This window comes from Dasania marina DSM 21967, assembly GCF_000373485.1.
Lineage (GTDB): Bacteria > Pseudomonadota > Gammaproteobacteria > Pseudomonadales > Dasaniaceae > Dasania > Dasania marina.
This window is the reverse complement of the sequence record NZ_KB891589.1, coordinates 1,907-27,297: the sequence shown is the minus strand read 5'-3', so window position 1 is coordinate 27,297 and position 25,391 is coordinate 1,907. Positions and strand designations below refer to the sequence as shown.

The 25,391-nt window shown below is 45.8% G+C and carries 14 protein-coding genes; 4 read left to right on the top strand and 10 right to left on the bottom strand.

The features are described 5' to 3' along the window. Window positions 1-95: 95 nt before the first annotated feature. The gene (locus B067_RS0116975; RefSeq protein WP_019531287.1) at window positions 96-875 is read left to right on the top strand and encodes a hypothetical protein; all 780 of its coding nucleotides are present in this window, start codon (window positions 96-98) and stop codon (window positions 873-875) included. 152 nt (window positions 876-1,027) lie between these two features. Here B067_RS0116975 and B067_RS20805 read toward each other — a convergent pair whose 3' ends face one another. The 8 genes from B067_RS20805 to B067_RS0116930 form a co-directional block, all read right to left on the bottom strand. Continuing rightward, on the bottom strand, window positions 1,028-1,423 hold the full coding sequence (locus B067_RS20805) for an HNH endonuclease (protein WP_019531286.1): 396 nt from the start codon (window positions 1,421-1,423) through the stop codon (window positions 1,028-1,030). Between the two features lie 3 nt (window positions 1,424-1,426). Further along, window positions 1,427-1,738, bottom strand: coding sequence for a hypothetical protein (locus tag B067_RS0116965; protein WP_019531285.1), 312 nt, complete (start codon window positions 1,736-1,738; stop codon window positions 1,427-1,429). A gap of 155 nt (window positions 1,739-1,893) precedes the next feature. Further along, window positions 1,894-5,712: a DEAD/DEAH box helicase family protein gene (locus B067_RS0116960; protein ID WP_019531284.1), complete on the bottom strand. Its 3,819-nt coding sequence runs from the start codon at window positions 5,710-5,712 to the stop codon at window positions 1,894-1,896. Beyond that, a complete protein-coding gene (locus B067_RS0116955) occupies window positions 5,709-7,733 on the bottom strand; it encodes a phospholipase D family protein (protein ID WP_019531283.1) in 2,025 nt (674 codons plus the stop codon). Before B067_RS0116955 ends, B067_RS0116960 begins: the two co-directional genes overlap by 4 nt. Beyond that, complete coding sequence (locus tag B067_RS0116950) at window positions 7,718-8,854, bottom strand: hypothetical protein (protein ID WP_205619994.1); 1,137 nt, start codon at window positions 8,852-8,854, stop codon at window positions 7,718-7,720. Before B067_RS0116950 ends, B067_RS0116955 begins: the two co-directional genes overlap by 16 nt. A 455-nt stretch (window positions 8,855-9,309) precedes the next feature. Then, window positions 9,310-9,897, bottom strand: a complete 588-nt coding sequence (locus B067_RS0116945; protein WP_156820877.1) for a hypothetical protein — start codon at window positions 9,895-9,897, stop codon at window positions 9,310-9,312. 557 nt (window positions 9,898-10,454) lie between these two features. Next, window positions 10,455-13,517 carry an AAA family ATPase gene (locus tag B067_RS0116935; RefSeq protein WP_019531279.1) on the bottom strand — a complete coding sequence of 1,021 codons (3,063 nt, stop codon included), beginning with the start codon at window positions 13,515-13,517 and terminating at the stop codon, window positions 10,455-10,457. Then, window positions 13,514-14,659 (bottom strand): exonuclease SbcCD subunit D, encoded by a 1,146-nt coding sequence (locus B067_RS0116930; protein ID WP_019531278.1) that lies wholly within the window; start codon window positions 14,657-14,659, stop codon window positions 13,514-13,516. The genes B067_RS0116935 and B067_RS0116930 overlap by 4 nt, the downstream gene beginning before the upstream one ends. Before the next feature lie 450 nt (window positions 14,660-15,109). On the opposite strand from B067_RS0116930, the gene B067_RS0116925 reads away from it, so the two are divergent. From B067_RS0116925 to B067_RS0116915, 3 genes are all read left to right on the top strand, one after another. After that, the gene (locus tag B067_RS0116925) at window positions 15,110-16,768 is read left to right on the top strand and encodes a nuclease-related domain-containing DEAD/DEAH box helicase (protein WP_019531277.1); all 1,659 of its coding nucleotides are present in this window, start codon (window positions 15,110-15,112) and stop codon (window positions 16,766-16,768) included. 211 nt (window positions 16,769-16,979) lie between these two features. After that, window positions 16,980-18,992, top strand: a complete 2,013-nt coding sequence (locus tag B067_RS0116920) for a DEAD/DEAH box helicase family protein (RefSeq protein ID WP_019531276.1) — start codon at window positions 16,980-16,982, stop codon at window positions 18,990-18,992. Window positions 18,993-19,022: 30 nt separating this feature from the next. Beyond that, window positions 19,023-20,885, top strand: coding sequence for a DEAD/DEAH box helicase (locus B067_RS0116915; RefSeq protein ID WP_019531275.1), 1,863 nt, complete (start codon window positions 19,023-19,025; stop codon window positions 20,883-20,885). On the opposite strand, the gene pglZ is transcribed toward B067_RS0116915, so the two are convergent. Both pglZ and B067_RS0116905 read right to left on the bottom strand, forming a co-directional pair. Continuing rightward, window positions 20,882-22,918, bottom strand: coding sequence for a BREX-1 system phosphatase PglZ type B (gene pglZ, locus B067_RS0116910; protein WP_019531274.1), 2,037 nt, complete (start codon window positions 22,916-22,918; stop codon window positions 20,882-20,884). The two genes, B067_RS0116915 and pglZ, sit on opposite strands and share 4 nt — an antisense overlap. Further along, a complete protein-coding gene (locus B067_RS0116905; RefSeq protein WP_019531273.1) occupies window positions 22,915-24,717 on the bottom strand; it encodes a DUF262 domain-containing protein in 1,803 nt (600 codons plus the stop codon). The genes pglZ and B067_RS0116905 overlap by 4 nt, the downstream gene beginning before the upstream one ends. Between the last annotated feature and the right edge of the window lie 674 nt (window positions 24,718-25,391).

Below are 25,391 nucleotides of genomic sequence, written 5' to 3'. Positions count from 1 at the left end.
CTCCATTTAATGTCAGGATGACAGTATATTGGCGACTTGATTAAATGTCAACGTGTCACTATTATGTAAATACAAGCCTCCTGTAAGCAAATAACATGAATACACAGCACACCCCGCATAACACTGTCCTGCCTATGGTCGATGTCATCAGCTTGGCCGTCAAATTCAAATCGGCAAAAGAGGCAAAAGATGCAAGGCTACTGGTACTCTTAGCTATACCCGAAAACAGTACAAACGAAGATTGCTGGGTACTACCCAACCGCTGCTTGGGTGATAAGCAAACTGCAAAACAGACAGCCCAAGCGTTACTCAATGAGGCGGGCATTAAATACAATAGTTTGGCCGTGCTTCCCCACTTTAGCGCCCCCAACAAATCCACTGCCGATGGCCAGCGAGTACTCTCCCTGCCCTATTTATGCCTAACCGGCGATATGGCCGCGCAGCAATATCAAGCGGCCAGCCAGCAACTCGAATGGTTTGGCAGCGACGACAGCCCCACTGGCAACCCGAGCCAAACAAACACAGCCATAGCCATAAAAAAGATAAAAGGATTTAATCAGTTGGCCTGGCACGACATCAGTAAGCTGCCATCCTTAGAAAAAAGCTACGGCCACGATGAAATCATTCAATCTATTATTAACACCCTTGCCGAAAGGCGAGGTGTAGAGCTGGTAGAAACAGCACTTCACCTATTACCCAAAGAATTTATTGTGCGTAATGCCCGCCTCGTGTGTGAAATACTATCCGAGCGTAAACACGAATTCACTGTGTTCAAGCGCTACCTGGAAAAAACCGACAAAATTATCGTCATCGATGGAGAGCCAGAAAAAACTAAAGGTAAGGGGCGCCCGGCTAAGCGATATAGGAAGCTATAATTTAAATCAATAAATAAATAAATAAATAACGACTTTGTCTTTCTAATAACAGCCGCATACAAGAACAAATACTCCATTTTTAATTTAACTCTTGTTATTTCAAACGCTAAGGCAAGCTAACTTCCGCAGATATAAAACACTTAACTAACATCCTAAAAATTCATAACCTTGTCTTCAAGATACTGAACGAGGTACTGTAAATCCTCTATATTATTCCCTTTACTCCGGTTACAGGACGGATGGGTTATTTGTAAATTACTACGTTCATTACCTCCCCCCCAATGCCAAGGAATAATGTGGTCAACGTCAAACTGATCTAAAGTTAATTTGTTTCCGCATAAAGGGCAGACCCCTTGCTGCTCAGCATGTAACTCTTGCACAACATGGGAGAGAAAAAGCTTGCGTTTTCTAGGGGCTAATTCTCTAAATAACGCAGAGCACTCCTCAAGTAAGTGAATAAGATCGGCTTGTTTTTGGTATGTAATCCTCTGCAACTTTCTTTCTGAGTTAATTGCCCGCTCATGCAACGCATGTAAACTATCTGGCATACTTTAGCTCCTTACAATATTTAATGCGTTGTTAATTTTAGTTTTATTGTATCTTAGCTTCCTAAGCGTAGATTTAACTTTTATTTCATCCCGATCTAACTCAGCGTGTTTACCAAGTTCCTCAAATTGATTCAACAAAGATTCGACAACACCTTTCATCTGAAGTAATTCATCTCTAGTACGATTATTATAATTGCCCAGACTTTTAGACTGAGAATCGACAACATCAACTAACGCATCGACACGGCCAGTCAATTCATTAACTCGGCTCTCCATCTCATTTATTCCCAACCAACCTCTAAGAAACTCTCTCACAGCTTTACCTCAAATAATAAAACAGCGTACTTTATACACGAAACCAGGAACCAACCACAACATCTTAAAAAGGATAATATTCACACTTTACTTTTCATAAACCATCAAATTGACTGGAGCTAACAGCAATCATATTTATTATTTAAAATAACAATCTAATGAACATCTGGCTCTTGTAACAAATATTCCAGTCTATCCGCAGAAACCGCCAAGGTATACGCGCAATAGAAAAATTCCTTATATGATAAGTCTTCTATTGGATGCACAGCCCTACCAACAATATTCCTGTCTTCGTCTAACATAAACTCAACAATATCTATAAGCGCGTTACGCTGCCATGTGTACTTAATAAATTGCTCTATACTAAAACAACTTATATCAGAATAGTTAGCTGCTCTGGCCATAAAAACACAATGCCCATGAGACTCGTATATTTTTATTCGATGTTTTCTGCATCCGCCTTGGCTAGCAAAAATAAAGTTCAGCTGTAAACAATCACCTTCCTCTTGCAGCTCAACAGTTATTGACCACTGGCCAAACTGTGGCAACTTATGCTTCGCTGATTTTTCCCAAAACCCCCTAATATGAGCAGAGCTAGGTTTTAGGTATCCCGCCGGATCATGGCTAGAACTAAAACGATCAAAAAAATGTTCAACCTCTGAATATATAGTGGTGTGCTGATCACCTATTAACATTTCAGCTTCATGGTAAAGGTCATAACGACCTCTTGCCGTTTCCTTGGCATAGGTCCGATGGAAGGTCTGCCGGGACATCTCGCGCATCATGGTATCGAACTGTGCCTCTTCCAAACCAGACAAAGACAGCTCACCCGTCTTATAGGAAGCCTTGAGTAACATTTCACCACTGGCCCTAGCGGATGTCAGGCTGACGGTGATCGGCTGATCGCCTCTGCCAGTAGTATTTAAAACTATACCCTCCTGCCCTAACACCGATCTACCGAAATATTTTCTTAGCAACTGTTCTATATGCTGTGTAACTATTTTGGCATGGTTCGCTTGGTCGCTTACCCATTGCTTACGATTATACTTATCAGACTTGCGGGTGACCTTGGGAACATAAGGCGAGCGCAACGGTGTACGTATTTGATCAGGGATAGACGAGCGATCCTGTAGCGCTCTAGCGGTGTCGATAATATCGTTGGCATTGAAGCTGTCTTCACCAACTTCATGTAATGACTTAATAAAGTCATTGATGTTATGGCACAGCTGCCTGACTTGAAGCACCTCAATGCTTTCTTTAACAAAGGGGAAGCTAACTTGGATAAACTTATCATCGGTGAGCTGTGACGCATCGTTTATTTGTAGCAAGCGACGCTGTGCCTGTGAGCCCACCCTATCGACCCGCCCTGTCTTTTGCTCTATACCCACAGGGGAAGGTGCCAGGCCATAGTGCATAACGCTGTCACAAAAGGTATGCAGGTCTTCCCCTTCTTGGAATACATCAGTGGAGATCAATGCCAACGGATAGCCTGGCATCCGAAACTTTCTAGCTTGGGCTGAACGGCTACCGAGGGTAGCGCCGTTGGCGCCAATTATCGGGGTGACTGGATTAAGCATTTGGCTGAAATAGCTACGGTATTCGCTGATTGATTTATCGTACGCATCAGGCAGATTGGTCTTAATAATCAAGTCTAAATGATCGGATAGATTCTGCAATTCATAGTAGCTGCTGAACTGCTCACTGCGAGCCTGTTGCTGCAATAGCGTAGCCAATTCATCCATCCAAGCGCCACGCGATTCTGCCGTTAAGTTTTGAGGGCCCAATCGCAGCCTGCTAATGAACATATCGATAATGCCATGGCCTGTTCGCAAACATAGCGATAGGATAAACCGATGAATGTCCAGAGCCTGTAATTGCTCGGTATCCGGATTACCTTTTTCTAATAGGCTCAGCAGTACACTGTTTAACCGCGGAAATAATACCGAACTCAAGCCCTTATCTTCCAAGGCATCAAACAGGGTACGGGATAACAAAAAGTCTTTAAGCCTGGCAGGGGTAATTTCCAAACGCTTTACTTGAGGGGAGTCTGGCCGCAGGTGATCAACTAGGCGCTTAATACCTGGGATATTTTTGTGCTTACGATACCACTGCAGAAACCCCAACTGGCAGGCCAAATATAGATCCTGCTGATCATTGTCTAACTCACCAACAATAAAACGCGAAGCGAGCCGTATAATTTCATTGCTGTACTGCTCACATAACTGTTCAAGATTATCACCTTGTGAACGGCACAGCGCCCTAGCCCAGTTAATGTCAAACAAAGTCGACACAATTTGATTTCGGGCAGACAGGCCAATTCGAATTAGCTCCGGGGTAGTAAATTGATCATCCGCTGTTGCTAAAAGGTCAGCAACCTCCTTGCTCAACTTCCCACGAAAGAACCAGGTAAAAATATTATCATTCTTAGGTGGCTGGATATCGTCAACATCCCCCTCCTCACCTGGTACAAACTCACCGCCGGTCAAATCATTTTCTTTATAGCGACTAACTTGCTGATAGGCAGCAAAGACTTTATTCATGGCTAGCAGTGCTTCAGGGTAGTCATTTAACTGTTGCTGAATATACGTTGTCACCCACTGGCTGTAATGGTCGTCAAGCTTGTTCTTAATCTCGTCGACACTCTTGACCCGCCTAACAAAAACAATCTGCTTACGGCCATAATTAAACATCTGTTGGGCCAACTGCTTGGTGGTAGCATCCATTTTTGGGTGAGGCAGCGAATTACCCAGCCCCTGTTGTTTATACGTGTCACTGATCGCTGCCACCACATGCCGATCCTGAGCATCGGCACTTTCCTTATCGGCATGCTCACCATCAAATTCAACAATAGGTGAACGAGAAGATTCGGCGAAGCTTTCAAAGGAGGCTAACAAGCCCGTCTGGAATGATGGGCTGCCTCCCTTGCTATCCAGCATTTCGCCGACCTTTTTTTGCACCAGCGCCGTGATCAGCTTTTGCTCATCTTTTTCAAGGGAAATTTCTGCGCCAGGGCCGCTACGCCATTCTTTGCGGTACATATTGCGGGTATGGGTTTTACCCGCGATAGTCAGCTCATTTAACCGCCGCACCATAAAGCGTGAGAGGCAACTCTGGATACGGCCCTTGTCATCATCTTCAATATCTTCAGGGAGTAATTGGCTTTTACCCACCATGTTTAGCTGGTTACGCAACTGGCCTAGGCGTCGATCATAGGGCGTGGCAGACAGCAGTAAGGCATTTTTCACCCTAGGTACAAAACCCTCTTCATCGCGAAATCCTAGCACACCCGATAACACTTTGTTTCGGTCACTACTTTCAAAGCCATGCTTGAATTTATGTGCCTCATCTATCACCACCAAATCAAAGGTCGGCAATATATAATTCAACGCTCGTGCATATTGCTCTTTAACCGATGCCTTATCTTTAATCATGCCTCGTCGCCGGTATGCAGGTAACGATTGCTCCAGTCGGTGAAGCTCCTGTTCCCATTGCGCGGGGTCATCAGTGAGGCTCATACTGAACGAATTCATACCCACAAAAAAATCGGCGTAATAACCTGTTGAGCTGGTAGCGATAAGCTCCCGCACATTGCGACAACTAGTACGAGGCACTGCCGACTTGCCGTCGGCGGTTCTAATCCTGTACTGCGCCACCTTCACATTGTGCTTAGTAAAGCTGCGGTACTCACGTGCAAACCACTTCTCTTGCACATTATTACTCGGGCAAATGTAAAGCACGCGCAACGCGGGATTAAAGTAACGCATTAACGCGACCACACCCAGCGCCATGTAGGTCTTACCCATACCCACTTCATCTGCTAGGTAGGCCATGCCGATTTTCGGGTCGGCAATCATATTATGTAGGGCCACAGTGCCTTCTAACTGCAGCTTACCTAAATTTTTTAGTGCTGGGTCACCACCAGAAAAATCCAAAATAGCATTGGCGGTATCTAGGTCCAGTGGCTTTAAGGTCATAGTGATGCCTCACTGGCGGCACGGTATTGCTTAAAAAACTGCTGCTCAAACCAAACAAAAAACGTCTTGCGCCTGGCTGATGAGTTATCTTCCAACTGTATCCGTGACGAAGCCTTAATCGCGCGAATACTATTATCCAATGCGGTAAGCTTCTGCTTAATCAAAGGACGCTTAGATAAGGGCTTATATTGGTAAATCTCTCTAGCACTTAGTAACAATAAATAAGCCGTAACCGGTTTAACACTGGCAGCCTCTTCATCACTAGCACGCGCAACTAACGTCGGTAAACTGTCCATACCTTGGCCCGTGAGGTAGTAATCAAGCAAGGCCATATTTTCTGCATCTAGCGCCTCCTGTAAGCGCTGCTTTAAACGCCGAAAAGCATGAAAAATTTCTGCATACTCGCTAAAAAATTCCTCACTGGCTAACTCGTCATCCAGCAAAGTGATTTCACCGGCCTCCTGTGCAAGCACTAGTTTTTTAAACATGGCATTCATCATCAACATTTGTCGGCGATCAGGTGACATGTCTGCGTAGATAGCCAGTATTTGCTCGGCACTGAGGTCGGGCATCTCTATCGGCTTATGGGACCAGCTGGTTTGTTGTAGCATCACGGTATGAGGAGTAAAGGCTACCCCTGTTCGGGTATTCACCCCTACCAACGTAACCAGAGAACCGTTTTTCAACAGATGCTCAAGCTGCTCAAGCTTGCCCTCATAAATATTAGCGCTGCCACTAATCAGCCAGTCAGCAATGGCAGGTTTGCCTTCAGGTGTCAGAATATCTACCTGATAAGATTCACTCGCCTCAGTGTTAGCGGCCAGCGACCTCGACAACCAATCATACTGCAGGTGAATAGCAGGCAAAGCTTCATCAGTAGCCGCTTCCGTGCCCGGTACAGCTTCGGAAGGGGGATTAAAGCCACTGAGCTCAGTTTGCTTGAGTACACGTAATAACGGCGCTGGACGACCGAGTTTTACAAAAAAACCTGCCTCGACATTGTCGTGCATAGCTTTATGGGTAAAGTTCACCGACCCAACAAAGACCCAAGATTGCTTCTTATTATAAAAGTGATAGACCTTGGCATGCAGGCGACGGTAATTATTTGAGGCTAGGCTCAAATTCTTCAAGGCCTCCGGTGCCCATTCAGCCCACTCAATCCCCTCTTGGTCTTCAATATGGTTAAAATATTTTTGCTGACACAGCGCCCTGCCGTCCTGATCCTTGGGCAGTAACAAATGAATCCGTTCAACCCCCAGCTTATGAAAGAATTCGTGCTCTTTATTATGAGCATCATCGGCAAAAAACGGCGAGATAATTTCTAAAGTCCAGTTAGTATAAGCCCAGCGTTTATTAGTAATGCTGCGCAAGAAGGGTTTAAAACGCGGAGACTCACTCAAACCAAAATACGCGGCCGCCTTATCATTCGTGCTACCGGTGCAGGTCGCTAAAAATTGCGTAACTTTGCCCAGTGCCGTGGCGCCACCCGCACCACTAAGCTGCTGCCAGCTGGCCAGCAACGCCACATCAACACGTAATTGTTTAAGAAACGTGCGCTCAACTTCATCGGGCCACACTACTTCCCAATGTTGGCACTCGATATTGTCCCACCAGCCCGCTTGGCTCAGGTTATTCGACCCTGCGCCCACCAAGAGGTATTCACTCTCATAGTCTTCACTGTAAGCCAATATAAAGTTCAGCTTAGGGTGAAAAGCGGCATTGCCAGCATGCACACCGTGGCATAAGTACTCCATAGATGGGGATACTTGCCCCTCCTTACGGAACATTTGTAAATCATAAAATACGTCTAAAGGTAGGGAGGCTTGCCGTAAAGCATCGCGCACCTGAAATTCTTTGACTCGGCTATCGGAAGAAAACGGCGTATCACCCGGCAATAACAAAGGGATTACTTCAAGCTCAAAAAAATCCGGCTCAAAGGTATAAGTCGTAAAAACCCCAGCCCTAACCTCAGAGCCGTCAATTAACTCTTTAAGCCGATCAGAGACTACAGCGCTTTCCATTGTACCCCCTGGGCCTGGCTGGCTATCCGCAAGAAAGAGCTTATAAAATATTCATAATCCCATTCCGTTTCTAGCGCTTGCTGGCTACGTAACGCATAGGTTTCTGTTGGCACACGAACCCTCAGTTTACGAGAAGGCTCTACCTCAACCCAGGGCGCACCACTGCGCTGCGCCATCACCACTTTATTAAGCTCGAGTATATGCCCGATAGCAGCAGCAGTATCATTATTGCGTAAAGCAACGTTGATAGACTGCAGCATAGCGCCTCGTGGCACCGAGCTTAGATCAAGATCAGCAGGTAAATGTGCATAGTGGTAGCGATCACCAATTTCATTCAACACGCTGCGTAATGATTCACCCTCTTGCTGGCGGCAGTAATTAAAAAGATTATTCGCCGCCACCAAAATTCGCTCTACCGCTTCAATAGCTTGCAGCCGCTGGATTAGCACTTGATTACCGGACTCTCGCTTTACCAGCGCAATGAAGTCGGTCAATGAGTCCACCTTAGCCTGCTTATCGGCTAAACCCTCTGTAATGGCCCATAAGTCACTCTGTACCGCATGGCGGTCACCACCATTCATTAGCGCCTGTAGCAGGTGACTGCGGATGGACTTCTTATTAATAGCCTTCACAAAAGGCTTGGCATGCACAGCTAGCTGGTTGCTGCTCATATTATGATCACCGGTAAACAAAGCAATAATCGCCTGCTTATCCACAGCGCGCTCAATCTGCTCAGCCAACTCCAGGCCCAAAGCGGTAGGCATGCGAATATCGCCACTGATTAGCCCACTTTCTGCCGACGCCGTGGAATACAAGCCCCACAAACCATAACTGGCCTGATCACTGAGTATCTGTTGCTCGGCACCCAAACCAAAAGAGACTAATAAAGCATCATTCTCCATCCGTGCCGAGACCCGGGTAATCCCCATTAGCTCTTTATCATTAGCAAGGTAACGCAAGTAGCCTGCAAGCTGCTCATAACGCAGGAATGTTTCTCGAACCCTGCGTGGCTTTTCATCGGGCGATACATTGGCATTAATTTCATTAGCCCAACGAAACCCTAATAAAGCGACAGCGAAGTTACTCAATGAGGAAGTGACTGTAGTCAGATTACCAATCACCTGCCTTCCATAGTGTGTCCATACAAGCTCAAAGCCTAACGGATCGCGTGACCCTTTGGGCTTAGCCCGATCATCCAGTAATGATAAAAAAGCGATTTTTAATCTCCCTGCAGAATCCACTGCAACTTTATTAGTAGAGTGCATTACTAACCAAAACCCTCGAATGACATATAGGGCTGGTCCAGCAATAATTAGGCAAATGTCTTTATTAGGCAATCACTATATGAATATAACCTGTCGTATTTTCAATCGGGATAGGATATCTAAATATTTGGCCTAGTCCAAAGGAGCTCTTTTATAAATTATCGCCCCCCACGCTATTTATATAACCTTGCTCACCATGCATTCATGATACCTAAAATGAATAGGGGCTACCCCGATGATAATGCTCTAAGTCGTCAAACTTAAGGCTTCACCTTAATCTATAGCAAAGACTAAAGTGATTTGAAGGACAATTATACCGTTTTATATTTCTCTTCACCTAAATACTCACCCTCAGGCGAATATACTCTTACGTTATCAAACCGCATATGTAATCGCATACCGGTGCTGCGGCAATGAATTACTCCTCCACAACCAGGGTGTATCATTTTAGTCGCATAATCACTAAAGTCTCCACTTTCATGTTCACGCTTTGACTTATCCCGGAAAGGTTGTACTTCACAACTGCCACAAGCCAAACAACGCACCTTGTCTTGCCGTTTTGATAGCAAGTACATGGAATAATAGCGTTCCTTTATCTTGTCAAGATCGTTCTTGATAAGCCATAACCTTCCCGTTAGTCTTAAGAATAAATAACGCCAAAAGTTAGGCAATACCGTTTTATGTAAGTTATCTATACCTTGCCACAACGGTTCTTCTTCTGTAGGAATAGCAAAATATTCAATTGCTTTGAAACTCTTGCAATCATTACACCACCCCTTTTCTCGATTAACGTGCAGGCGATAATCATCGAATGCATAATCAAATCTCCCCCACATAAACGTATCATTCACACAGTAATCACAGCTATCGCAGTAAATCTCAATAGTAGACATAGACATAAATAGAGCACTCCTTGTGATCTCATGAATTATATGTAGCATTTGAATAAACAGGTAGAATCATCCGATAAAGCGCATCACCGTATACATAGCCAAGAACACTAATATTTACCTCTTTGGCACTAACACTGTACGCTGGGAAAGCTTCTAAGTATTTTTTGCTTACATCTACATTTAGATCAGTTCCAGATTTCTGTAAACGCCTGTCTTTAAAGTAGCCCATGGCTCTAGTGAGGGGTTAATGGAAACGGATACTTATCCATGCTTAACGGCAACCTAACGAGCCCAAAATCCACCAAGTGAAGCAGCTACAAAGCCTAGGATGTTTGCGGGCCCAATTTAGTCGACAGTATCAGCAATGGCTTTGGCTGCCTCTATCGGCTTATGTGGGTTATAAGTGTTTTTCTCTTGGTCGGGAGAAGTGCTGACTCTACCAGCTAGCCTCTCTCTTACCAATTACACTTATTATCCGAAACCGCCCAAGATATATTCCGACTTATCATCCAGATACTCTGACCGGCGCTAGTCGTAAACCGATACATAATGGGTCAACTAATTTAAGCCGCAATCGTTGCAATATGACTCCCAGCTCGCCCACTCTCCACATCTATCCGCAATGCCATCTGCTCTTTAAGCTCGCTCACGTGGGAGATAATACCAATCATCCTACCGCTGGTTTGCAAATCAATTAATGTTCTAACGGCTAAATCGAGTGACTCAGGATCTAGGCTACCAAAACCTTCATCGATAAAGAGTGTATCCAGCTTTATACCACCGGCATAAGACTGCACAACGTCTGACAGACCTAGAGCAAGAGATAATGCCGCCATAAAAGATTCACCACCCGATAATGTGGCGACGGAGCGGGTCTTGCCGCTGTAGCCATCCTCTACTTCCAGTTCAAGACCGGAAGCTTTATTACCCTTGGCGCGGTCTTCCTTGCGAACGAGTTGGTAGCGTCCCTTGCTCATTTTTACTAAACGTTGTGACGCCTGTATCAACACATCATCGAGCAGCACACTAAGGACAAATCGTTGTAAACTTATTTTATTACCGGTCTGGCCGTTAGCAACATCACTCAGCGTACCGATGACCTTGTATTCAGCTTCCAATGTTGCATTTTTTTTGTGAGCTTGGTCGAGCTTTTTCTGAATTTCTTTAAGCTGGTTATTACGCGCGTCCAGCTGCCTCCAGGTTTCATCCGCTAGCGTGTAAACCTCTATCGTTTCGGCCAGCCTCACTTTAATCACGTCCAGATCAGGCTTAACCTTATCAGCCACATCGGATTGTATTTGTTTGATCGCTCCTTTTAGCGCAGCAAGCTCTGATCGGTAGCTTTCAATATCGGCCTGAATAGTTTTTTGTTCTGTTTCTGGCAGCAGAGCCACATTAAAGGTTTCAACACTGGTAAACAGACTGCTAGCTAACGCATTGCTCCATACCGCGCTAGTGCCTTCGGTTTTGTTTAGCTGGTCTTTGCACTGCTTGCCTAATGCCGAATGATGGCTGCTTGCCTTATCGGATTCGGAACGCGCGGTCGCTTGTTCTTTTTCTGCATGGTCTAACGCCACCGCTAAGCGGGTGATACCTGCTTTTATCACTAACAACTTTTCCGCCAAGGCATTCGCTTGCCGAAACTCCACCGGTACCGCCGCCATTAACTGATCCACACCGGCACCTATTCTGACAGCCTGTTCGTTCGCCTCAGTAGCCTGCTGGGTCAACTCATCGAGCGCCGTTTTCAACGTAGCCTGCTCAGATTTAATTGTTTCGATGCGGGCCTGCATTTTTTTCTGATCGATTTGTTGGCTTAGTAGACTACTGACTTCATCGCTGGTCTTTATAAAACGGCTATCAAGCGCTGCCAATAAATGATCTGCGACTGGCCCCAGCTTCTGCACCAGTTTCTGGCTCTCCTTCAGCGCTTGTGCCAAGGTAGCTGACGCCTTATCCCGAGCCTTAATACTGGCATCCATAGAGAGCCTGGCTTTATCCTCTAAGGCTCGGGCATGATCTACCGTGGATTTCTCGATCAACTCGCCACCCTCTTCCACTGAAGCGAGTGCAGGGTGCTCCTTGCTACCACAAACAGGGCAAGGCTCATCAACGTTAAGCTCTCGGGCCAGTAAGGCGGCCTGCCCTGCATGCCAGCCCATCTCGAGCTCCTTCGTGGCCGTTTCAGCCTGTTTAAAAGTACCCTCGTCTATCTGAAGCTGTTGCTGACACTCCGCTTCAGCTTCCCTATCACGATCTACCTGTGCTTGGAGCACTTCCAGCTCCCGTCGTTGCTCCAGTTGTATCCTCAGTTTTTCCAAGGTGATTTGTAGTGGCGCCAGTGTTTCCAATACCAATAACAACGCCTTACTGTTTTTCTCACTGCTATTTAGCTCGTCGCTTAAGCTTTTTTCTTGTTGCTGATATACCTTGAGTGCTTCGTTGCTGGTCGCTAGGGCTGCTTCGGCAAGGGTCAATTGCTGCTGTGCCTGCTCTAGCTCGGTATTTTGTTTTTCCAGCTGCTCTAGCTCCAGCTGTTGCTTGGTCATGGCAGGCACATTAACCGCATTCTCTTTTGCCTGGGTCAACGCCTCGTTAGTCGCCACCAGCCGCTGATCTGCTGCCTTAACCGAGGCATCACTGGCCTCCAATGTTTGTTGGAGCTGTTTAAATGCGTCGGTTTCAGCCTGACTTTGGGTAAACAATGGCAGAATTTTTTGGGCTTTTATCGCTTCATCAAGCTTCAGCTGCATGGCTTGGATCTCTGGCTCCTGTTTCAGTCGCTCTTGGAGGTGCATTTCCTTGCCACTGAGATCAGCAAACCGTTTGATTAACTGATCCGCCTGCTCCTTGATCGTCTCATGGTTTTTTTTATTCTGCTCCGCTTTGGTTTTACTCTCTTTAGATTGCATCAACTCTGGCGCGAGTGATTTCAACTGCTCTGTCACTTCCGCTTCGGTGTTAACTTCGGCCACTTGCAATATTCCGCGAATTTGATTCTGGTGATTTTCGACGGCCTGCTTAATACCCGAGGCCTGGCTCCTCAGCTGCTCTTCTATCCGTTTGTAGATGCTGGTTTGAAATAATTGGCTGAAAATCTTTTCCCTGTCTTTTGAATCAGCCAGCAGTAGATCTCTGAACTTGCCCTGTGGTAATACCATCACCTGACGAAACTGATCGATATCCAAACCGATCAACTCTTTGATTGTATTATTGGCATCATTAACACTTTTCGACACCAGTAGCTTACCGTCCTCACTGCCGTCCAACTCCCAGAGCTGTGCCTCAGCAGCTTGCAGGGTAAAACCTTCAGCGTGTTTTTTTGGCTTTTCCTGAGCGGGCACTCTACGAACGCGGTACTGCTTAATACCAAGAGAAAATGTAAGGCTCACTTCTGTGATCAATGCCAGCTCGGCAAAGTCACAACGCATCTGTGCAGGCTCGCGTTCATTGCCAGTGGTGTGGCCATAGAGCGCAAAACAGATGGCATCGAGAATAGAGCTTTTACCGGCCCCGGTAGGCCCATTAATCAAAAACAGTGGGTTATTGCCCAACAAGGTAAAGTCGACCTGCTCAGTACCCGCGAAAGGGCCAAAGGCCTGTAAAGTAAGCTTAAGTGGTTTCATACAGCATCTACCTCACGTTTGTGAATCTGGGTTAGCGTGTGTTGAATGGCTTGGTCCTGTTCAGCGCTGATTGCCTGCCCGGTTATCTGCGCAAAGAAATCGCGAAACATCTCAAGCTCACCGCGCTTCAGAGTTTCACGATTCATTTCTTGGTCGCCGGTTATCAACATACCCGGCTTTTCAAGATGTAGAACGTTGGGATAGACCGCTCGCAATTTACCCATAGGATCCAAAATGGCATGACGATCGGTCAAGCGCACCAACAGGTAATCGTCAGCATTCGGGTCAACCTTGCCCTGCTCGAGAATGGTCTGGATTTTGCCTTCGACAATGCGCATGTCTCGCAGAGGCTCTAACGGAAGATGTTTACTGTCTACCAAGCCATTGGCATCAAACTCTACCAAGGTGACGCCCTTTTTCTGGTTCTGCTCAGAGAAACTGTATTTAAGAATCGAACCCGAATAGCGAATATGTGGCTCGCCTTTACTCTGCGGGCTATGCAAATGCCCAAGTGCCACATAGTCAAAATCGATACAGGGCTGGTAACTAACTCTGTCAGCACCACCTATCGACAGCGGCCGTTCAGACTCAGACTCCAGTGCGCCATCAAGAAAACAATGGCTGATTAATACATTGGGGATGTCATCACTTTTAACGCACTTGATCTGCTCCACCAAATAAGTATGGGCTTCGTCATAACTGGACACATCAGCTGCAAACAGATTACGTACCGTTTCTGGATCGTTATAGGGAATACCATAAAACGCCACATCACCTGACTCACACTGTAGGATCACTGGCTCAGCCACTTGTTTCAGATCACCCAAAATATGTAAGCCTGCCGATCTCAATTGCCTAGAGGCAAAGCGCAAGCGCTCAGCACCATCATGGTTACCGGGTATCATAATCACCGGCACCTTTATGTCTGAACAGATTTTACTGATGAACTCATCCAGTAATTCAACCGCTTTAGAGGGTGGCACCGAACGATCGTAGATATCACCGGCAATCACCAGTGCATCAACAGATTCCTTATCAATATAATCCACCAACTGATTTAGCACATGCCGCTGATCGTCGAGTAGAGAGACATTGTGAAACTGGCGACCGATGTGCCAATCTGATGTGTGGATAAACTTCATTGTGAATTATAACTCCCTGTTACTTTACGAAATCATTAATGGCTTGAAGAAACGCCAACAAGCTATATTAAACTATTTACTACATGTAGCAATTGTGTACATATACACATGTCGATATTTCAAGCACATATGCATCAACAAGCTGCTGCCGATTATCCGCGCTTTGGCAAGTTACCCCTCTAGGTATAAGCTGGTTACGCAATATACGAACCATTCAGCTCACCCCTTAACCGCTCATGAGCACGCTGCACCCTCTGACAACCTATATGCCTAAAGAAAAATATGTTGAAGGGAAGGCGGCCGGATAGGACACACAGAAAACTAAATCAATATGCAGCTGATGCCGATAGTAATTCATTTTAAATACAGTTAGCGCTATAAACACATCTAAAGGCCTTTCTATTTAGAGCTGATGTGTTTTAATCATTATTAAAATAATAAGGAAGCTACATGGCTAAGCTGATTGGATCAGAAGCATTTTTACGTGAGAACGATCACCGAGGTGAACGCAGCACCTTTGAATGGCTAAAAGAAGCCCTCCCCGACACCATAACACTGATGCCTAGCGTTGATTTTTTGTCAGTTGACATACACAACGCAAACCTCGGCGAAGTTGATTTCTGCCTGATCGGCCCTGATGGATCGCTCTTACTGATTGAACAGAAAAATGGTTTTATAACAGAAAACGATAATGGCGAATTGACAAAAGTTTACGCCAGCGGCCAGAGTAAAAATCCTTTAAAACAGATACTGCGTGCGAAAGCCAATCTAGCTAAATTGTGGAGTAGAAGCACCAATAAAAATAGACTCTTCATAAAAACACTGGTGTACCTACCCGACTATAACCTCAACAAAAAACAACCCACCGCTATTGATTCAAACTTAGTCGTAGATAAGGCCCGTGCCGATCAACTGCCCAGCATCATCACAGAGCTGTTAAATATTGCGCAAGCCACAGCCAATGAAACACAGCGAACTCTGGTCGAAAACTTTCTAGCCAGCCATTTACAACTAGAACTCGATATTGGTGCCTGGCAAGAACACCAACAACGGCTTTTTATACATAGGGAGGACCAGCTAGGTTATTTTTTGAACACCATGGAAATCTCTCCCTATCGCTTACTGATTGAAGGTAATGCGGGCTCCGGTAAAACACAGGCCCTGTTAGCTCTCTACCAACAAGCCCTTGCTAATGGTGAACGCCCTTTACTCATTTGTTTTAACCGACCATTAGCCAATAGCCTAGCTGAAACAGGAGAAGGAAACGGATTAATCATTAATATTGACCGCTTTACTGACCTCTATCAAAAAGATAATGTTTGCTACGATTTTTCTGAAAAAGAAATTCCCATGCACGAGCTCTTTAAAAGGCTCAGAGCCATCGCATTAAAAGAGCCTGTGCCCGTTAACTGGCAATTCAGCACTATCTTGATCGACGAGGCCCAGGATTTTGACAATGAGCAATTGACGTTTATCGAACACTTCCTCAGCGAGAATGGCCGCCTATCCATGGCGACCGATAGTCACCAAAGCCTGTACGGTAAACAACCCTCCATCAACCCCACTGTAAAATTAACCCTAGCTAAAAACTACCGCTGCAGTAAAGAAATATGGGATTTAACCCGCTTTCTATGCGGTATAGACACAGGCGATTCAAATGGCTTAGTGCGAGGCAAAGATACCTCAGCTCTACTCAGCTATGCCGACTTTAGTGATATGTGTGAACAACTTATCAACTTAGTTAATGATTATCTAAACCAAGGTTACACGCTAAACGACATCGTTGTATTAAGCGCCCACGGCATCAACAGCTCATCACTGTGCCACTTAGACACCATTGGCCCTTGGCACACCCACCGCTTTACCGGCAACTACACCGATGATGGCCAACAAATTTACAGTGAGGGTGAATTACGCGTTGAAAGTGTTTACCGTTTTAAAGGAGATCAACGCACTGTGGTTATCTTTACTGAGTTAGACTTTAAAAAATGGAATGACAGAGCAAAAAATCTGCTTTACACCGGTATGACGAGGGCTAAATTAGAATTAAGCTTATTGTTTGAAGATAGCACTATTGAAATGCTATATAGTGAAATCAATAATCGGTAGCCACAGCCTTCAAAAGAATATGTCTTGAACTTAAAGGCTTTTAGCCATTTTATCAAACTAGAAAAACCAAGAAATATTATGAGTAAATGATAATTAAAACAGTGCTATCCTAATTACACGCAATCACCTAGCATAATTGTTCTTTAGATGCATAATCATACATACTTAAAACTAATTTAGCGAAACACGCATAATTAAACAAAGGACTACCATGGCAAAATCAGCACAAGAATTGCGTAGCACCGTAACGGCAATTCTAAATAGCGAAAACCTACATGGTCATCAGCGAGAAGCTGCACAAAAAACATTCGAAGCCTTTGATGGAAACACTCGTGCGGTAGTTATGGCTGCAGAAATGCAAGCCGGAAAATCAGGTATTGCAATGGCGCTTTGCTGTCAACAACGCCTCAGCCTTTCCGATGAAGACATTAGTACCAGAAAAAAACTAAGAGACACACTTTACCTCGTTACAATGGTAGATACCGCCTTGTTAGACCAAGCCAAAGATGATTTAAAAGACGCTAAGAATGTAGTGGTCAGTAATTTTAATCGCTTTGAAAACGATCTTGAAAGTGAATTTAAAGGAAACCCACCAAAACTTATCATTATCGATGAATGCCACTACGGCTCGAACATAGCAGCCGTGCGCTACAACAGCGTTTTTGATTACCTCGAAAAAGAAAATGACACCTGCAAAGTAATATTTATCTCGGCCACACCCTTTGGTGCACTATACGCAGCCGAAACAGCTTATGAATTAGCTAAAGAGGTAGAGGAAGAGGCCATTGCAGAAGATGATATCAGCGCCGCGCAACAAGCAGCCTCACTAGCTGCAGATGCTGTTAAAAACTCATTACTAAGGCGAAATTTTGGTACAAAATTAGTTTTCCATCGTACCAGTAATGAATATTACGGCGTACGTGAGATGATCAATGCAGGCAAGGTAATCGACCTTGATCACGAATACCGAAGCTTTTTGGTTCAATCCGAACAAAGACAGCAGTTCATCGACCATTTCAATAATACTGAAGGGCCAGGCTGGTCATTAGTACGCGTACCAGCGGGTACAGCAATGGATGCCAAGGAATATTTCCTAAGCCAAGGATTGTCAGAAGATAACCTCTTTATTCTCGGCCAATCATTAACCGGCGTACCTGAAGACGAACAAACCAATATCGATAAATTCAAAAAGGAGTTCAATGACTCTATCGATTTTGGCGAAAAGTTAATCGCAATCACAGTAGCAGGCTGCCGTGCCGGTATTAATTTTGGCCCACTAATGAAAAACAACCTGATCTCTACCTGGGATAGTACAGTAGCCAGCGTTGCCGCCGTCGTACAGGCCAATATCGGCCGCGCCTGTGGTTACCATGACAACAATTCTTCCATCCACTTCACCAACATAGATGCCGCCGAGGCCTATGGTGCCACTTTGGATTATCTTGAACAAAACACTAATCCCGATGCGGCTTCAGATTTTGAAGGTTTGAAAACCTTCTTTGAAGAAATTTGTGACGAATACAATGTACAGGGCCTCGATGTAGGCCTTTCGGTCAAACGAAAGAAGCGAAAGCCAATTGGAGATGTAGAGACCTACTCCACCGATAGTTATGTTGCTGTACCCGGTAAGCTTTTTGAGCCTGACTGGAATTACTCTCAATACACTAACGATAAAGAACTTTTGAAGGCTATTGATATCATCCGCAGTGAATACCTGCGCGACTACGGACCAAAAGTCAAAGGTCACCGGGCAATGCGTGGAGCCAAGAAAAATTGGATTAAAGCTCAATGGGTCAACGGCGACACCTATAACAACAAGGAGAAGGCATTAAAACTAGGAACAATGAAGGAGCGAACCTTACTCTTCACCGGCATTCTCGATCGCGGTGAACACCTAGAATACAACTCAGTCGTCATGCCAGGCAGCGGCGAGTTATCAGAAAACAAACGAGTCACTGCGACTATTTTCAGTAGCTACAATATGTCACGCCGACGCGTTAGTAAAAAAGTCATGACTGAAGCCGATATGGCTGAAATTTGTGACCATTTTTCAATCGAACACGACGACACACTACTGGTGCTTTATAAACGTGGTATATATGACATCGAAACTTCATACGCGAAAAAAGAAGCCAATCGAGGTCCCGATGAAACCGGCACTATTAATAATGAAACGCAATTTAGTGGTGTACCTGACCTTATCTACGAACTCGAGGATGTTTAGTAGCAATACTAAGCTCGCCCTATTCTCAGTATGAATAATTCAGCAAAGAAACATCGTGATAAAATTAACGCCGTGCTCGATAATAATACATTCGAGCACCAACAGCTGGCGGCACAAAAAGCCTTTGATGCGTTGACTGGCAGTACACGCGCCGTAGTAATCGCTGCCGAAATGCAATCCGGCAAGTCTGGCGTCGCCTTGGCACTAGCCTGCTTGCAACGCCAAAATCTCGACGACCAGGATATCTGTGATCGCAAACAACTCAAGGACACGCTATACCTGGTCACCTTGGCCGACACCGCCCTGCTCGATCAAGCTAAGGCCGATTTGACTCAAGCCCCAAATGTAGTCGTGAGTAACTTCAATCATTATCGAACCGCTCTCAATATCAATTTTAAGTCACAGCCCCCCAAGCTGATTATTATTGATGAGTGTCACTATGGCTCCGCTGCCGATGCGGTGCGTTACGGTAAGGTGTTTGATTATTTAGAGAGTGTCAACACTGACTGTAAAATTGCTTTTATCTCGGCCACCCCCTTCGGCGCGCTCTATGCCGCAGGCTCTGATTCCATATTGCGGCACAGCTTTAATACCAAGCTAGTTTTTCACAAAGCCAGTGTGCACTACCACGGCATTCGCCAAATGCATCGCTACCACCAGGTAGTCAAGTTAGACCGTGACCAGCGTAACTTCTGCGACGACTCGTTAATGCGGCGAAGTTTTATTCAACAGTTCAAAGAACATGACGGTGCTGGCTGGGCGCTGATTCGCGTGCCCAATAACTCGGCAAAAAAATCCAAACAGCTGATGATAGCGAATGGTTTTAACGAGGACCAAATTTTTATCATCGGTCAACAGTTGGCCGATGTCCCCGAGGAAGAACTAACCTCACTTAATGATTTTAAAAAAGAATTTGAAACAGCCTGTTTATTTGATGACAAGATCATCGCTATTACCGTGGCTGGCTTTAGGGCTGGTATCAATTTTGGCCCCGCGATGAAAGAAAAGTTGGTCGCCACCTGGGATAGCACCATCGCCAATATCGCTGCCGTGGTACAGGCCAATATAGGCCGCGCCTGTGGCTACCACCACAACACCAGCGCCAAACACTATAGCAACCTCGATGCAATTAGCGCCTACAGCGAATTACTGAATCACTTGGAATCGAACGATTGCACTGATGATTTTGAGAGTTTAAAAAAATTATTTGAAAAAATTTGCGAGCGCTATGATGTCACAGGCTTCGATAGAGGCATCAGTATTCGCCCCGAGAAAACCGCCGTCGTAAGCCGTAAACTCGATGACAGCCAAACTTACACAACAGCAAGTTTTTTAGTTGTCCCTGCCCTTCTACACGAGGCCTCACCTAACTTCAGCGCGTATACCGAAGACGCTGAAATTCTAGCAGCCATAGAATACATCCGTAATGAATTTCTTAGAGATGGCCTCCCTTATCCCAAGCCAAAGCGCGCGCTTCGTGGTGAGGAACAAAACTGGGTCAAGGCCCAGTGGGTCAATGGTGTTAGCTATGATGACTACTCAAACAGCATGAGCTCAGCAAAACACCGAACCCTACAGTTTATACAAAGGTTAGAAAATGGTGAGCCAGTAGAGTTCAACCGTATCGTCAACCCAGGTGGTGGTGAAGCCACCGAGAACAAACGACTAATGGCGACCATTTTCAGTATCTATAACGTGTCTGGCCAAGTGGATCAGTTTAAACGCAGTATGCACCTCGAAGACGTGCATGAAATGTGTGACGAACTCGGCTGCACGCATGACGACACCGTCATCGTGCTCTTTCAACGTGGCCAGCACGACCAAGCTGCCACCGATACCAAACAAGCTATCGATAGCACACGCCTCAAGCATCACTCCGTATTTGGTAGCTAAGCCTTGGGCTGAATATTCAACACTGGGGTTAAACACTCTTGCAGAGTTAGGCCGCCATGGTTGTAATAATCACCGGCAGTAAACCCACTAATACCCGGCGCCATGGCCACCCGCACCTGAGAGTTCCAATACCAGGGCTGGCTTAAGCGATCGGTCGCGACGTTACTTTTTAGAATCGCACAGCGTGAGAAGCGTTTAGCCGTTGTATCTTTCGGCAATTCAGTCTTAGGCAGTTTATCCGGCACCCATAACCAACCATGGTCTGTGACGATACGAATACGCGGCCAACCAGCGTCCAGCAATCCGTGAATGCGTGCCTCTACCTCATCGAGAATGTCACTAATTCTGCTAGGCAAACGTAACTGCTCATCATGGCCGGCATGGTCCAGGTCACCTGTCTGCACCCAAGCTTGTCCAGTAGGATCTCCTGTTTCTACCCCCTCCAAAAACTGCCAACCTGCTTCTGCGAGTAAACGCTTTAAATGATAGCTGCCGAAATTCTGCTGCGTATCACGCAGCATCGGATTAAAGTCATCATTATCTAAATGCCCAGTTAACTGATTTTGCACAGGCGTCAACGCCGCCTTTGCTGTAGCGGTCAAAGAGGGTAAAGCTGACCAATGAGTAGTTAACACTACCCGCGCTTTTGCCTCTAGCCGTACCAGCAATTGTTGGGCGACATCGAAGCGTAAACCATCTACAAAGAACAGTAACTGGCCACCGCTAGCATAACCGCCTGTGGCTTCATTCACTTCATTATTGGGCGCACCAGGGTAACCAAACTTCTGCACCAATTGCTGAAAGTTCTCCGCCACACGGGTCAGCCAGGGCGTATAAATAATGGATAGTACATCAGCCACCAATTTACGCTGCGTGTCGTCACCAGCTGCTGCCATAGCACTTATTGCTGCCGCGTCAGCCTGCCAATGCTGCCTCTGATAAGCTGCAGCCATGGTTTCTACATCCGGGCCAGCAAAGTCAGATTTTGTGTACAGAGCCACATCTTTAAGTGCCACCAACATATCTAAGTATGGCGATAACCTCAGTTCGGCCCATAACCACTCTTGCCGTGCCTGGTGCTTTTTATATAACTTCGCCAAGCTTCCACGCACTTGCTCATCATCAGCACCGGCCAGTGATAACAGTGCTTGCTGTAAAGCTAACTCATCATCCTGATTAACTGCTAGGTAAGCACTTGCATCTGAAGCCAAGTCCTTCGGCCTGATGGCCGTTAACAACTCAAGTAAGCCCGGTAAACGGTTAGCGATATCGCTAAAGCGTGCCCAGAGCGCGGCCCATTCCCCCTGTTGCTCACACATGGACTGGGCAAAACTTTCACGGTTACCCGGTGTTGCCGCCAAACCAAAGCTATCAAGGCAATACCGCTCAAAAATGTTTAGCTTAACCGCCTCCCAATCATTGATTACGTCAGGGTTATCTAACCACTGCAGCAGATCGCGCAGCGGGTCATCCGCCACCAGGCGATTTAAATCATCGGCATCAAGGCGTTGCCCCTCCAGGCTGGCAGCTTCTTCATTCAACAGAGCACTCAGCACGTTTTTCAATGCTGCCTGGGTTTTAGCGTCCTTAGCAACATCCAACTCAAGCCCAATGTCCTTATTAGCGAGAAAACCTGACACCGTCCAGTCACGCCCGGTGTTCGGTGTCGCCCACCAAAAACCCCGATACTGCAATTCGGCCAAGGGCTGTAGGTATTCCGGGCAAAGCTCAATGGCCCGCATTTCTTTGCGGGCAATTCCCGGTAGGTAAATAATCGGGGTGCGGTCCAGTGGCAAATCCGCCACCTTGCGAGCAATCGCGCACTTGATCCACACAGCTGGGCCTATGCGTTGCTCTGGGGCGTAGTCGCCCAGTTCAATAAGCTCGGGCAGATGCTGTTTTATCAATGGCATGGCCGTTTGCCACTGGCACTCTTTATCTGTCCACAGCACCGCTGCCGGAGCAGCCTGGGTCTGCTCATTAAAGCTGCTTGCCTGGCGTACAACCTCTACTAAGCGATCAATCAGGGTCATTGGGCGCACTCCGGCAACGAGAACAACTTAATAGCCAACTCCACTAATTCATTAGTGCGCTTATCGATAGCTTCAACTGACCAATCGTTGGCATCTTTCAATTTTTCATTCAAGTACAAGCCATTGTTGTAGCCTACCGGCCGCTTTTTGTTATCCAGTCGGTCCCGTTTTTCAATAAAACCTTTAACACCCAATTTGCTGTTATAACCGGATATAGTCAGATTGCCGAGCTTATGCACATGGCTATCGCGATACAGATTGGCTTGCGCGACATTGCCAGCGGCCATCATATTTACCCAATCTTGTGGGATATTTTTACCCTGAGGAAAGATATGCTCGATGGTCCAGATAAGCTGCTTACCATTCATTTCCCATAAGTCACTCTTACTCTCACGGGTCATTCGACTCTCTTCGATGGAGCAGAGTACGTAACGGCAAACTCCTTTGTTGTCGTCGTATAAATTACCTGACAAATGCTTTTTAAAGATTTCATTATCTGCACTTACATGCAGTAACTGCTGCAATAAACTCTGATAGACCGCATCACCCTGTAAGTTTGTTACCTTCTCAATTACCGTCATAAAAAGTGGCGTTAAATCGCGAGTAGCTGGTGTATCTGTGGTATTTCTTCGCACGAAGAAGCGAATTAGTAGGCCTGTAATTCTTTCAAGCAAATCTTCATCTAACTCCAATTCCTCTGCACGGCTGAACACAAACAGTAAAAATACATAGGCAGGTGCTGCCTGAGCACGCTCTAACTGTAATAACAACTGACTCAACTTTGGTTTATTGGGTATCAACTCACGCGCGGTAATCTGACGATAAAGCGCCGAACTTGCTAGGGCGTTATTTAAAAACTCCCCTGCATTGTGGTTAATTAACTTTTCATATACTTGCATCAAATTCGATTTGGTAGCGACAGGCACACTAACAATGCTTTTCAGTTCCAACTTAAAAGCATTGTAATACTGACGAAAATAACGCTCCTGCAGTGCATAGTCATCACTCAAGGCTTTTATAACTTTACCCCATTGATTAAAGTGCCTTTCAATATTACCCGGTTCAGCATATTCCAGCTTTGCCAGTAATTTATTTTTAATTAGGTCCACGGCTGTTAAGGGTACACCTCTGTTATTTAAAGATTCAAACAACGTATAAGCATCGGAGTGACTGGCCACTTCAATTTTTACCAGCGTTGCTGAATTAACTTTTTCAACCAGCCTTACTAGTGCCTGCAATGGATCAGGCTGAGGGTTTATGTACTCACGAATACGATCTTTAAAATGGCGATAGGCTTTAAATACTCGGCGATTACCTGCGTTACTAACCGTATCTGCGATCGAAATAATCCCAGCCATTTTCAAAACCGCAAAGTAATCCTGCTGATTTTCGTTTTGTACCTGCGGAATTAACCTAGGCTTAGTCGCATCTTTCTTAAGCACTAAACGGTGCTTGAGGTTATGGCGTTCTATCTGAGCCTCAAAAGGCAAGTTATTGGCCGTAGGTAAATCGTCATAGGCCTGATAAATAGCAGCCAATAAAATTGACAGGGTTGTCATACGCTGCTGGCCATCAACCAATTCCAACTGCTGAATCGCTAAAGCATCCTCAGTCTGGTTGATACAAATGATCGAACCCAAAAAATAATTGGGGTCGTTCTCCAGCAAATCATCAAACAAATTATCCCAACTGCCTTTGCCCCACTTGTACTCACGTTGATAGCGAGGGATCGCATACACAACCACAGATTCAATATCCAGCAATGTCGACACGGGATAATTATTGACCGATTTAATCACAATAACTTCTCCGTTGTAGTTTCATCATCCCGTGTTTGTTCTATCATTTTATTGGCTGTTTCCCTAGCCGCCTCTCGCGCCGCTTTTTTTTCAGCTAAAGTCAGGTGGTGGTCGTTGATGCGGGCGCCTGCTTTTTCGCCGTACCGCTCACCCAGGGTATACCAGGGGGNGGATGCTACGTCGTTGCCGCGGTCTTTTTTCCAGTGNATATTGGGNTTGGCGCGCAGTATACCGGCGCCTTTTTTACCCATGTCGGCAGCGGTCATAAAGGGGCGGATGTTAAGGCGCACGCCGTCGTTGAGGTCGGGCTGCCAACCTATAGGCTGCTCCTCAATNGGNTTCCAGCGNACGAAGATATCGTAGCCGGTTTTGCCATCGGCACTGGCCTCNCCCTCTTTAATNGCTTCCAGTTCGCGCTTGAGGTTTTGTGCGGCGGCCAGGCGAATGTCGGCGCCGTCAACACTGTTTTTTACACCGTGTTCCTGGGTGCGTATCCAATCGCCTAGGTAGGTGTAAATCAAACGGTCGAGGTTGTCGTGGTTTAGCTGGTGGTAGTTAACCAGGGCACTNAANCCATCTTTAAGGCCATCCCAAATCTGCCAAATAAACGGGCGATTTTGGAACAGCTTGCAGTGCTGAACGAAGAACTTATCGCGCAACCAAGCGTCCAGGCT